Origin of the sequence: Hydrogenophaga sp. A37, from assembly GCF_002001205.1 — a bacterium.
GTDB lineage: Bacteria > Pseudomonadota > Gammaproteobacteria > Burkholderiales > Burkholderiaceae_C > Hydrogenophaga.
Genome location: NZ_MUNZ01000067.1, coordinates 18,575 through 31,615, shown reverse-complemented (window position 1 = coordinate 31,615; position 13,041 = coordinate 18,575). Strand labels below are relative to the sequence as shown.

Here is a 13,041-nt window from a genome sequence, read left to right as displayed (position 1 = left end):
GGTCTCGCCGCCGGGCCGCCCCAAGGCGAGACCACCCCCCTGGGGGGCAGCGACCCGCACAGCGGTGGAGCGCGGGGGCCAGGTCCCGCCGCCGGGCCGCGAACCGTGCAGCGGTGGCGAGTGGGTGCCATGTCCTTGCCCCGGGACACGCGAGACACGCTGTTCCTGCTCGCCGTCATCGCCTGGGTGGTGTTCATGCAGATCGGCCACATTCCCTGGTGGTGCTCGGCACTGACGGCCGTGGTACTGGTCTGGCGCGGCGCGTTGACGCTGCGCGGGCAGCCGCTGCCGGGCTGGCGCTGGCGTGTCGGCCTGCTCGCCATGACGCTGGTGGCGACCTGGCTCACGCACCGCACCCTGCTCGGACGCGACGCCGGCGTGACGCTGATCGTGGTGTTGCTGGCGCTCAAGACGCTGGAGCTGCGCGCGCGGCGCGACGCCTTCGTGGTGTTCTTCCTCGGGTTCTTCACCCTGCTCACCCACTTTTTCTACTCCCAGTCGCTGCTCACGGCGGCCGGCATCCTGATCGCGCTGCTGGGCCTGCTCACCGCGCTGGTCAACGCCCACATGCCCGTGGGCCGACCTCCGCTGGCGCAGGCCGCGCGCATCGCCGCGGGCATGGCCGCGCTGGGCGCGCCCATCATGCTGGTGGCCTTCATGCTGTTCCCCCGCCTGTCACCGCTCTGGGGCGTGCCCAGTGACGGCATGGAAGGCCGCAGCGGCCTCTCCGGCAAGATGCGCGTGGGCCAGATCGCCGAGCTGGTGCTCGACGACCGGCTCGCGTTTCGCGTGCGCTTCGACAGCACGGCACCGCCTCAGCGGGACCTGTATTTCAGGGGTCCCGTGCTCACCGATTTCGACGGGGTGGAGTGGAAACCGCTGCGCTCGGCCTTCCCGCCCCACATGGAACTGCAGGCCGATCTGGTGGTGACAGGCGAACCCATCCGTTACGAAGTGACCATGGAACCCCACCCACAGCCCTGGGTGTTCCTGCTGGAAGCGGCGGACAAGCCGCCCGAACTGCCCGGCATGCGCGCCTTCATGACGCCCGAGCTGCAATGGTTCACACGGCGCCCCATGATGGAGATGGTGCGCTACCGGGCCGAGGCCTATACCCAGTTCCGCCACGGGCCGCTGGAACCCCCCCTGGCCTTGCAAGACCAGACCGCCCTGCCCGCCGGCTTCAACCCGCGCACACTCGAACTCGCGCAGCAACTGCGCCGCGAACACGGCGCCGGCCCAGCATCGACGCCCGCCCTGATCCGGGCCACGATGGAGCGACTGCGCACCGGCGGCTACACCTACACGCTGGACCCCGGCGTCTACGGGCAACACACGGCCGATGAATTCTGGTTCGACCGACGTGAGGGTTTCTGCGAACACATCGCGTCCAGCTTCGTGATCCTGATGCGCGCGCTCGACATCCCCGCGCGCATCGTCACGGGCTACCAGGGCGGCGAGCTAAACGAGATCGATGACTACTGGACCGTGCGTCAGCGCGACGCTCACGCCTGGGCCGAGGTCTGGTTGCGCGGCCAGGGCTGGGTGCGGGTCGACCCAACCTCGGCGGTGGCACCGGGCCGCACCGGTTCGCTGGAACGTCTGCGCGCGCCGCAAGGCGCCTTCGCCTCCGCCATCGGCGCCATCGACCCGGGCACGGCCCAGCGCATGCGCGAGGTCTGGGAAGCTATCAACAACGGCTGGAACCAGTGGGTGCTCGACTACACGCAGGGCAAGCAGCTGGACCTGCTGAAGAACATCGGCTTTGAGTCGCCCAGCTGGATCGACCTGGCTTATGTGCTGATCGGGGTGGTGGTGCTGGTGAGTCTGGTCGGCGCCGGCTGGACCCTCTGGGAGCGCCAGCAGCACGACCCCTGGTTGCGCCTGCTCGCACGCAGCCGGCAGCGGCTGCAAGGCCTGGGGCTCGACGACAGCGCTCACCTCACCCCCCGCGAGCTGGCTCGGTGGGCGCGGGAACGTCTGGGCGACACCGAGTTTGCGCACACGCTGGGGGCCTGGCTGCTGCGGCTCGAAGCCCAGCGCTACGCCCCGCACAGCCCCGACACCCTCGCCACCTTGCAGGCCGAGTTCCGCCAGATGACATGGCCCAAGAAAGACACGCGATGATCAACCTTCATGCACTGACACGGCGAGCCACCGGTGCGCTGGTCTGCGCCGTGGCGCTGCTGAGCCCATCCGCCCAAGCCGCGTCCAGCGCCGACAGCGCGGCGCCCACCCCGATCACGGTGATGAGCTACGAAACGTCGCCCGCCGCCATGGCCTTCGCCGACGATCTCGCGCAACGACGCGGGCTGGACGCGGCCTGGGTGCGGCAACAGATCGGCGCCGCACAGCGCTTGCCCAGCGTGATCCGCCTGATGGCACCGGCCCCACGCGGCGCCTACAAAAACTGGGCGGCCTACCGCGCCCGCTTCATCGAACCCATCCGCGTCCGGGCCGGACAGCGCTTCTGGGAAGCCAACCGCGAGGCCCTGGCCCGCGCCGAACTCGAGTACGGCGTGCCCGCGAGCCTGATCGTCGGCGTGATCGGTGTCGAATCCATCTATGGCCGGTACACCGGCAACTTCCGGGTGATCGACGCGCTGTCCACCCTGGCCTTCGACTTCCCCGCCGAACACCCCCGCGCCGAAGCCCGCACCGAATTTTTCCGGGCTGAGCTGGAGCAGTTCCTGAGTCTCACCCAGCGCACCGGCATGGACCCGTTGACCGTGCGGGGCAGCTACGCTGGCGCCATGGGCTGGCCCCAGTTCATGCCCAGCAGCTGGTCCCAGTTTGCGATCGACTTCGACGGCGACAGCAAGGTCGATCTGGTCAACAGCCCCGCCGATGCGATCGGCTCGGTGGCCAACTACTTCAAGGCCTTCGGCTGGCAGACCGGTCAGCCGACCCACTACCCCGTTGGGTTCGATGAAAGCCGGCTCGACAAAGACGGCCTGCTCGCCCCCGACATCCTGCCGAGCTTCGGTGTCGAGAGCTTCACAGCCATGGGCGCCTTGCTCGAGGGCCCAGCCCTGCAACACCCGGGCAAACTGGCCCTGATCGAATTACAGAACGGCGACCCCGCCAACGGTGGCGCCCCGGCCACCTATCTCGCGGGCACCGACAACTTCTATGTGGTCACCCGCTACAACTGGAGCAGCTACTACGCGCTCGCGGTGATCGAATTGGGGCAAACCGTGCAGGCCTTAGTGGAACGCCAGTAGCGCCAGGAAATGTCAGCCATTCCACGGCTCCTGAGCACCACCTGAGGCATGCAACGGTGCACACCAGGGCACCGCCGGGCCGGCTTCGCCGGACGGCCAGTGCCGCCCCCTTGAGGGGGTAGCGCGAAGCGCTGCGGGGGTGTTCCAAGTCAAGCCCAAGGCCCGATGCGGATGTCCACGTCCATGCTTTCTTCACCACCGCCCCGGCGCAGCCCCTTGATCGGCAAACAGGCGGTGTAGTCGGTGGCGGCGGCGAGACGGATGTGGCGTTTGTCGGTGGTGCAGCGGTGGGTCACGTCCAGGCTGATCCAGCGGCGTGTGGCCGGGTCCAGGCACACGTCGGCCCAGGCGTGGCTGGCGAGGTCGGGCTCGTTGGCAGCGAAGAAATACCCGCTCACGTAGCGCGCTGGCAGGCCGATGCTGCGGCACACGGCCACCATCACATGGGCCTGGTCCTGGCACACGCCGAGTTCCCAATCAAAGGCTTCGAGCGCGGTGGTCTCCACGCCCGTGCTGCCTGGGCGGTACTGCACTTTGTCGGCCACGGCGCTGGCCAGGGCCACGAGGTCGGCCACGCTGGGCAGCTCACCGCGCGCGCGCGCCGCCATCAACGAGGGCACGGCCTGCATGGCCCACAGCGCCATGCGTGGGTGGGGCTCGGCCAGCGGCGTGGAGCGCAGGTAGAACGAGGGGTGGGGCAGCGTCGGCGGGTCGGTGAACTCGGCCACGCCGTGGGTCACCACCGTGCCCATGGCCGAGATGCTGTTCTCGCGCAGGTTTGTCTCGGGTCGGGCCACGAGGCTGAAGCTGTGCACGCGATTGCCTTCGGCGTCGGGCTGGGCGTACAACACGCCCGGGGTGCGGATCTCCCAGTACTCCACGGTCTGGCAAGCGCTGCTGACGGGCCACAGATGCAAGGTCTGCACCGTGTAAAGCAGCGGCTGGCTGTAGCGGTACAGGGTGTTGTGGTGGATGACGAGTTGCATGCGAAAGTCCAGGGATGGGGCCTGGGAAATGTCCCTCGGCCAGCCCAGTGAGCCGCATGGTACCTGCCCGCCGCTGGGGCGGCGGGCAAGCGAAAACGTCAATGCACCGTGGGAACGAGGAAGTCCTGGCTGATGCGGCCGCCCAGCTCATTCACCCGATCAAGGAACTGCGTGAGGAAGGCGTGCAGGCCAGTGGACAGGATCTCGTCGATGCGCGCGAACTGCAGGTCGGCCTTGAGCTTGCCGGCCCGGCGCAGCGTTTCACCCGATGCGTCGTTGGCCACCACGGCCAGGTTGTTGACGACCTCGTTCATGCTGGCCGCCAGGCTGCGGGGCATGTCGGGGCGCAGGATCAGCAGCTCGGCCACGCGCTCGGGTGTGATCACGTCGCGGTAAACCTTGCGGTAAACCTCGAAGCCGGAGACCGAGCGCAGGATCGCGCTCCAGTGGTAGAAGTCGTACTCCTGATCTTGCTCGCTGGCGGCACCGAAGAAGTCGCTCTGCACCGCGTGGAACTTCACGTCCAGCAGGCGCGCCGTGTTGTCGGCCCGCTCCAGGAACGAGCCCATGCGGTAGAAGTGGAAGGCCTCGTCCTGCAGCATGGTGCCCACGGCCACGCCACGCGAGAGGTGCGAGCGGTGCTTGACCCATTCGAAAAACGCACCAGGGTCGCGCTCGAAGTCTTTGGTCTTGAGGTAACCGGCCAGCTTCAACCAGGTGCTGTTCTGGGTTTCCCACAACTCGGTGGTCAGCGCGCCGCGCACGGCGCGGGCGTTTTCACGGGCGGCGCGCAGGCAAGAGCCGATGCTCGAGGGGTTGGACTCGTCGCGCACCATGAAGTCCATGACGTTGCGTGGCGTGATGTCCTTGCCGTATTTGGCGGTGTAGGTGGGCATGAGCTCGCTGATGACCAGCAAGCCCTCCCAGCCCACCTGGGCCACGGCGGCCGACTGCGGCAACAGGGACGTCTGGTAGTTGATGTCGAGCATGCGCGCGGTGTTTTCGGCACGCTCGGTGTAACGGGACATCCAGAACAGGTGGTCGGCGGTGCGTGAAAGCATGATCAGTCTTCCAGTATCCAAGTGTCTTTTGTACCGCCGCCCTGTGACGAGTTGACGACGAGCGAGCCTTCTTTCAGCGCCACGCGCGTGAGGCCGCCGGGCACCATCTGCACCTCCTTGCCGCTGAGCACGAAAGGACGCAGGTCGATGTGGCGCGGCGCGATGCCGCTCTCGACATAGGTCGGGCAGGTCGAGAGCGAGAGCGTGGGCTGGGCGATGTAGCCCTCGGGCTTGGCCCTGACCACAGCGCGGAATTCGTCCACCTCGGCCTTGGTGGCGGCCGGACCCACCAGCATGCCGTAGCCGCCGGCGCCGTGCACCTCTTTCACCACCAGCTCGGCCATGTTGTCGAGCATGTATTTCAGGTCGTCCGGATTGCGCCCCATGAAGGTTGGCACGTTGTTCAGGATCGGCTTCTGGCCGAGGTAGAACTCGATCATCTTGGGCACGTAAGGGTAGATCGACTTGTCGTCCGCCACGCCGGTGCCCACCGCATTGCAGATGGTCACGTTGCCGCTGCGGTACACACCCAGCAGGCCCGCGCAGCCCAGTGTTGAGGTGGGGCGGAACACCAGCGGATCGAGGAAGTCGTCGTCCACGCGGCGGTAGATCACGTCCACGCGCTTGGGGCCGCGCGTGGTGCGCATGTAGACGAAGTTGTCCTTGACGAACAGGTCCTGCCCCTCGACCAGTTCGATGCCCATCTGCTGCGCGAGGAAGGCGTGTTCGAAGTAGGCGCTGTTGTACATGCCGGGCGTGAGCACCACCACCGTGGGCTCGGCCGTGGTGGCCGGGCTGCTGGCGCGCAGCGTTTCGAGCAGCAGGTCGGGGTAGTGGGCGACCGGAGCCACGCGGTTCTGGCCGAACAGGTCGGGGAAGAGCCGCATCATCATCTTGCGGTCTTCCAGCATGTAGCTCACGCCGCTGGGCACGCGCAGGTTGTCTTCGAGCACGTAGTACTCGCCCTCACCCTGGGCGTTGGGGGCGCGCACGATGTCCACGCCCGAGATGTGCGAGTAGATCTGGTTGGGCACGTCCACGCCCATCATCTCGGGGCGGAACTGCGCGTTCTGGAAAATCTGGTCGGCCGGGATGAGGCCAGCCTTGATGATTTCCTGGTCGTGGTAAACGTCGTGGATGAAGCGGTTGAGCGCGGTCACACGCTGCACCAGGCCCTCTTCCATGCTCTTCCACTCGTGCGCCGGAATGATGCGCGGGATCAGGTCGAAGGGAATCAGGCGCTCGGTGCCCGAGCCGTCTTCGTCCTTGGCACCGTACACCGCGAAGGTGATGCCGACGCGCCGGAAGATCATCTCGGCCTCTTCACGGCGGGCCGCCATCACCTCCTCGGGTTGCTGCGCCAACCAGCGGGCATAGTTCTGATAGTGGGCCCGAACCTCGGCGGGCGAGGCGTTCATTTCGTCAAACATCGGTCGGCTCATGGGCTTTTTTCTCCTGATGACAGCATAGCAAGGAGTGGGCCAGCGGTGTGAGAGTGTCCCCAAAGCAGTGCGCCCGTTCGTGGGACGACAGCGTGCTCAATCCACCGGCACGGGGGGCAAAGCATCGGTTCCCGTGTCCAGATCCCCAGGTGCAGCGGGCTTTGCTCCGGCAGACGCATCAAAATGGTGCCAATAGCGCCTCATTGCCTGCCGATGGCAGTGCACCGTTTGGGACGCCTCGCTGCGCCACAGGGCCGCACCGCATTGGGGCGATTCGACCCAGGTGAGTTGCCGCTCCCGGTAGCGGTCCAGCACCAACGGTGCCGGGTGGCCAAACCGGTTGCGGTAGCCCGACTGGATCATCACCTGTCGGGGACGCAAGGTGTTGAGCAGCACCGGGCTGCTCGAGCTGGCGCTGCCGTGGTGCGGCGAGAGCATCAGGCTGGCGCGCAGCTCGGGCCGCGCCATGGCCATGCGGGTCTCGCCCTCGGCGTCCAGGTCGCCACTGAGCCAGGCAGCCTCTTTCGCATGGCTCACCCGCAGCACGCAGGACATGGCGTTGGTCGAGCGCAGCCCTTGACCGTCGGGGCCGTACAGCGCTGGTGCCGGGTGCAGCACCTCGAAGTCCACGCCGTCCCAGGCCCAGCGCTGCCCTGCGACACAGCGTTCACCCTCGCCAAACGACGACAACCAACGCGCTGCGGGCCAGGCCGCGCGCACGGCCGCCGAGCCGCCCGAATGATCGCTGTCGCGGTGGCTCACCACCACCGTGTCGGGCACCTCGCCCAGCGCGCGCAACAGGGGCACCACCACGCGCTGGCCAGCGTCGCTGTCGGGGCTGTAGCGCGGCCCGGTGTCGTAGAGCAGGCTGTGGTTCGCGGTTCGCACCAGAACAGCGCCGCCCTGCCCCACGTCGATGGCCATCACGTCGAATTCACCGGCGGCCGGTCGCAGGGGCTGCCAGGTCATCACCGGCCACAGCAGCAGCACGCCCGCCAGTCGCACCGCCCAGGGCAGGCGCAACACCAGCAACACGCCACCCAACACCCCGGCCACCGCCAGCGACCCGGGCGGGATGGCGCGAAACACCGCCGCCCACGGCCATTCCGCCAACCACGCCAACCAGATGCCCAGGCCCTGCACCGCCAGCGCCGCCGCATCCCACAGCGGTGCCAACAACACGCCCAACAGCGCCAGCGGCGTGACCACCAGCGTCACCCAGGGGATGGCAACCAGGTTGGCCACCAGCCCGACCAGCGAGACCTGGCCAAACAGCAACAAGGACAAAGGCGTGAGCGCGACGGTGATGGTGGCCTGCTCACGCAACATGCCCAGCGCCGATCCACCCCAGCGCCGCCAGCGGGGCACCGCGTCCAGCGGATCCACCTGCTCCACCCGGCTGCCCGACGCAAACAGGATGCCCACGGCCACGAAGCTCAGCCAGAACCCAGGCTGCATCAACGCCCAGGGGTCGAGCAACAGCACCACCGCCATCACCAGCGTCCACACCGCAGCCCAGGGCCACTGCCTTGCCGACAGCCGCAGCGCGACCACCACCGCGAGCATCAGCACCGTGCGCTGCGCCGGAACACCCCAGCCTGAAAACAGCGCGTAGGCTCCCGCGAGCGCCAAGCCGCCCCAAGCCGCCGCCACCGGGGCCGGCAGCGCCAGCAAGGCACGCGGCCACACCCGACCCACCCGCCGCCAGAAGCGCCCCAGCAGCGCGGTCGCCAGCCAGGCGAACAGGGTGACATGCAGGCCTGAAATGCTCATCAGGTGGGCCACGCCGGTGCTGCGGAACACCGCCCAGTCACTGTGTTCGATGGCGCTCTGATCGCCCACCACCAGCGCCGCCAACACGCCGGCGCTGCGTGGATCGTCGACCCGTTGGCGGATGCGCTCGCTCACCGCCTGCCTCGCGGACTCCACGGGGTGCCACCCGCTGGCACCCAGGAACACCGGCCGCGGATCACGGGGTCCGTTGCGCACATAGCCAGTGGCGCCGATGCCGTTCTCCCAAAGCCAGCGCTCCCGATCAAAGCCATGGGGATTGCTGTTGCCGTGCGGACGCCGCAGGCGCACGGTGAGGCGCCAGCGATCGCCCGCATGCCAGTCCGGCCCGGCGCCCACCGATCCCCGGCTGTACCAGCCCAGTTGCAGCAACGACGGGAGACGCACGGCCTGACCCTCATGGACCGCCGACTCCATGGCGAATTCGAAGCGCACGCCCTCGGCGTTGCGCTGCGGCAGCGAGGCCACGCGCCCTGTGAGCTGGATGTCGATGCCTTCCAGCGCGGGCGGCAGTGCCTGGTCGGCAAAATGCGCGGCCCGCACGCCCGTCAGCCCCACACCGGCCAAGGCGCTCGCACACAGTGCCAAAGCGATGGCAAGCGAACCGTTTCCGCGACGGCCACAGACGAGCGCCAAACCACCCAGCACGGCGGACACCAGCAGCCAGAGCGCATAGACCCGCATGGGCCACAACGCCGCCTGCTGCAGCTGCAGCGCGACCCCCAGCACCCAGCCAGGCAAGATGGCCAGAGCGATCCAGGCCATGTTCAGACCCGGCAAGGTGGCGTGCAGGCCGCCACCCGTTCATACTTCGATGGCGCGGGACTTGCTAGCCCACGCCTGAGCCCTGCGGGCTGCCATGTCGCCTGCAACACCATTTTTTTTGCCTCCCTGTTGAAAGTGATCCCAGCATGGCCATCCACGTCGCCCTGAGCCACATCACCCATTATCGATACGACCGCCTGGTCAAACTCGGCCCACAGGTGGTCCGTCTTCGCCCGGCGCCGCACAGCCGCACGAAGGTGCTGTCGTACTCGCAGAAGATCGAACCGGCCGGCCATTTCATCAACTGGCAGCAGGACCCGTTTGCCAACTACCAGGCCCGCCTGGTCTTCCCCGAGCCCACCACCGAGTTCAAGGTCACCATCGACCTGGTGGTCGAGATGGCGGTGCACAACCCGTTCGACTTCTTTCTGGAACCACGCGCCGAGGACTACCCGTTCACCTACGACGCGTTGCAAAAGCAGGAGCTCGCACCGTACCTGGCCACCGCGCCGCTGACCGACGAACTCAAGGCCTACCTCGCCCAGGTGGACCTGAAGAAACGCCGCACCATCGACTTCCTGGTCGACGTGAACCAGATGCTGCAACGCGACATCTCGTACACCATCCGCATGGAGCCGGGCGTGCAGACGCCCGAACAGACGCTCAAGCTCAAGAGCGGCTCCTGTCGCGATACCGGCTGGCTGCTGGTGCAGATGCTGCGCCATCTGGGCTTGGCCGCACGCTTCGTCTCGGGCTACCTGATCCAGCTCGCACCCGACGTGAAAAGCATCGACGGCCCAAGCGGCCCCGAGAAAGACTTCACCGACCTGCACGCCTGGTGCGAGGTCTTCCTGCCCGGCGCCGGCTGGATCGGCCTCGACCCCACCTCGGGCCTGCTGGCCGGGGAAGGCCACATTCCCCTGGCCTGCACGCCGCAGCCATCGAGCGCCGCGCCGGTGGAAGGCGCCATGGACAAATGCGAGGTCACCTTCGAACACCACATGGGTGTGACGCGCGTCTACGAATCGCCGCGTGTGACCAAGCCCTACACCGAAGAGCAATGGGCCAGCGTGGTGGCACTGGGCAAAAAGGTCGATGCCGATCTGGACCAGCACGACGTGCGCCTCACCATGGGCGGTGAGCCCACCTACGTGGCCGTCACCGACCGCGACGCCGCCGAGTGGAACACCGACGCGCTCGGCCCCACCAAACGTGGCTACGCCACCGAGCTGCTGGGCCGCCTGCGAGAGCAGTACGGCCACGGCGGCTTCGTGCACATGGGTCAGGGCAAGTGGTACCCCGGCGAGCAGTTGCCGCGCTGGGCGCTCTCGATCTTCTGGCGCGCCGATGGCGAGCCCTGCTGGCACAACCCCGCCCTGCTGGCCGACGAACGCGACACCGCCAAGTACGACGCCGAAGACGCACGCCGTTTCACGCAAGCGCTGGCACGCAATCTCGGCCTCTCGACGCAATACATCACCCCCGGCCATGAGGACACCTGGTACTTCCTCTGGCGCGAACGCCGCCTGCCGGTGAACGTGGACCCGTTCGACGCCAAGCTCGACGACGAGCTGGAGCGCGCGCGCCTGCGCCGCGTCTTCACGCAAGGGCTGGACGCCACGGTGGGCTATGTGCTGCCGCTGCAGGCCGACGGCGCCGGGCCGCTCTCCAACAACGGCAAGAGCAGTTACCACCGCGTCTCGGGAACGACGTGGTCCACCGGCCCCTGGTTCTTCCGCGACGAGCGCATGTACCTCGTGCCCGGCGATTCGCCCATGGGCTACCGCCTGCCGCTCGATTCGCTGCCTTGGGTCTCGGCCGCCGACTACCCGTACCACATCGAGCAAGACCCGCACACCGCGCGCGATCCGCTGCCGCAGGGCGCCGTGCTCAAGCACCAGGTCTCACCGCACACCGTGGGGGGCGGTTTTGCCGAAGGCGGCATGGTGTCCATGCAGGGCACGGACTTCGATGCCAGCGGCGCATCTGCCGATGGCCAAGGTGCCGGCCCTGGAGCCACCCCTGCGCAGGCGTTGTCGTCCCAATTCCCACAGCGCAATCAGTCGGCCGCCTGGCTCACCCGCACCGCGCTGGTGGTGGAGTCGCGCGACCCGCACCGCGCCAACGGCCCCAAGGCCGAAAAGATGGGTGGCGGCAAGACGCAGCACCTCTATGTGTTCATGCCGCCCATGCAGCGGCTGGAAGACTATCTCGATCTGCTCTCCGCGGTCGAAGCCACGGCCGAGCAGCTGGGCGTGACCATCGTGCTTGAAGGCTACCCGCCGCCGCGCGACCCACGCCTGAAGATGCTGCAGGTCACACCCGACCCGGGCGTGATCGAAGTGAACATCCACCCCAGCAGCAGCTGGGACGAGTTGGTCGAGCGCACCGAGTTTCTCTACGAGGCCGCGCACCAGACGCGCCTGTGCGCCGAGAAGTTCATGACCGACGGCCGCCACACCGGCACCGGCGGCGGCAACCACTTCGTGCTCGGCGGCGCCACGCCAGCCGATTCGCCCTTCCTGCGACGCCCCGAGCTGCTGGGCAGCCTGGTCGCGTATTGGCACAACCACCCGTCGCTCTCCTACCTGTTCAGCGGCATGTTCATCGGCCCGACCAGCCAGGCCCCGCGCGTGGACGAGGCGCGCAACGACCAGCTGTATGAGCTGGAGATCGCGCTGCAAGAAATCGAAAAGAACCGCCAGAGCTACGGGCAGAACATGCCGCCGTGGCTGGTGGACCGCACGCTGCGCAACATCCTGATCGACGCCACTGGCAACACACACCGCAGCGAGTTCTGCATCGACAAGCTCTTCTCGCCCGACTCACCCACGGGCCGCCTGGGCCTGCTGGAACTGCGCGCATTTGAAATGCCACCGCACGCCCGCATGAGCATCGCCCAGCAGTTGCTGTTGCGGGCCATGGTCTCGCGCTTCTGGCAGAAGCCCTGGAGCGGCAAGCTCACGCGCTGGGGCACCGAGCTGCACGACCGCTTCGTGCTGCCGACCTTCATCCGCATGGACTTCGAAGACGTGCTCGCCGACCTGGCCGAGTTCGGCTACCCGCTGGACATGGCCTGGTTCGAGCCGCACTTCGAGTTCCGCTTCCCGCTGGTGGGCCAGGTGGCCGCGCGTGGCATTGAGCTCACGCTGCGCAGCGCGCTGGAACCCTGGCACGTGATGGGCGAAGAAGGTGCGCCCGGTGGCACGGTGCGCTATGTCGATTCGTCGCTGGAGCGCATCGAGGTGCGCGTGAGCGGCTACAACGACAGTCGCTACGTGATCACCTGCAACGGCCGCGCCGTGCCCATGCAGAGCACCGGCACCGTGGGCGAATTCGTCTCTGGTGTGCGCTACAAGGCCTGGAGCCCGCCGTCTGCGCTGCACCCGTCGATTCCCTCGCACGCGCCGCTCACCTTCGACATCGTGGACACCTGGATGCAGCGTTCGCTCGGTGGCTGCCAGTACCACGTGGCCCACCCCGGCGGCCGCAACTACGACACCTTCCCGATCAACGCCTACGAGGCCGAAAGCCGGCGCATGTCGCGCTTCTTCCAGATGGGGCACACCTCAGGGAAGATGGACGTGGCTCCGGCGGTCACGAGCAAAGAGTTCCCCTTTACGCTGGACTTGCGGCATTGAGTTCCTCCGCGCCGCCCATGCGAAGGGGCGGCGCCGGAGGCGCCGCATGCATTGCGCGCCTCCAGAAAACACAAGCACGTGAAGGACACCACAGGTCAAGGCCATGAAGCTGCCCCGGCGGCACCACCCGG

At 67.6% G+C, this 13,041-nt stretch carries 7 protein-coding genes; 3 read left to right on the top strand and 4 right to left on the bottom strand.

Annotation, left to right across the window (positions count from 1 at the left end; translation table 11 throughout):
• Positions 1 to 129 precede the first annotated feature (129 nt).
• On the top strand, positions 130 to 2,127 hold the full coding sequence (locus B0E41_RS04500; RefSeq protein WP_077329284.1) for a DUF3488 and transglutaminase-like domain-containing protein: 1,998 nt from the start codon (positions 130 to 132) through the stop codon (positions 2,125 to 2,127).
• Positions 2,124 to 3,224 (top strand): lytic murein transglycosylase B, encoded by a 1,101-nt coding sequence (mltB, locus tag B0E41_RS04495; RefSeq protein WP_077329282.1) that lies wholly within the window; start codon positions 2,124 to 2,126, stop codon positions 3,222 to 3,224. The genes B0E41_RS04500 and mltB overlap by 4 nt, the downstream gene beginning before the upstream one ends.
• A gap of 149 nt (positions 3,225 to 3,373) precedes the next feature.
• Here mltB and B0E41_RS04490 read toward each other — a convergent pair whose 3' ends face one another.
• From B0E41_RS04490 to B0E41_RS04475, 4 genes are all read right to left on the bottom strand, one after another.
• A complete protein-coding gene (locus tag B0E41_RS04490) occupies positions 3,374 to 4,210 on the bottom strand; it encodes a transglutaminase family protein (protein WP_077329280.1) in 837 nt (278 codons plus the stop codon).
• Positions 4,211 to 4,308: 98 nt separating this feature from the next.
• Positions 4,309 to 5,271 carry an alpha-E domain-containing protein gene (locus B0E41_RS04485; RefSeq protein ID WP_077329278.1) on the bottom strand — a complete coding sequence of 321 codons (963 nt, stop codon included), beginning with the start codon at positions 5,269 to 5,271 and terminating at the stop codon, positions 4,309 to 4,311.
• A gap of 2 nt (positions 5,272 to 5,273) precedes the next feature.
• Complete coding sequence (locus B0E41_RS04480; protein ID WP_077329276.1) at positions 5,274 to 6,713, bottom strand: circularly permuted type 2 ATP-grasp protein; 1,440 nt, start codon at positions 6,711 to 6,713, stop codon at positions 5,274 to 5,276.
• Positions 6,714 to 6,809: 96 nt separating this feature from the next.
• Positions 6,810 to 9,269, bottom strand: coding sequence for a DNA internalization-related competence protein ComEC/Rec2 (locus B0E41_RS04475; RefSeq protein WP_077329340.1), 2,460 nt, complete (start codon positions 9,267 to 9,269; stop codon positions 6,810 to 6,812).
• Positions 9,270 to 9,415: 146 nt separating this feature from the next.
• Here B0E41_RS04475 and B0E41_RS04470 point away from each other — a divergent pair, with 146 nt between their 5' ends.
• On the top strand, positions 9,416 to 12,910 hold the full coding sequence (locus B0E41_RS04470; protein WP_077329274.1) for a transglutaminase family protein: 3,495 nt from the start codon (positions 9,416 to 9,418) through the stop codon (positions 12,908 to 12,910).
• Positions 12,911 to 13,041: the final 131 nt, after the last annotated feature.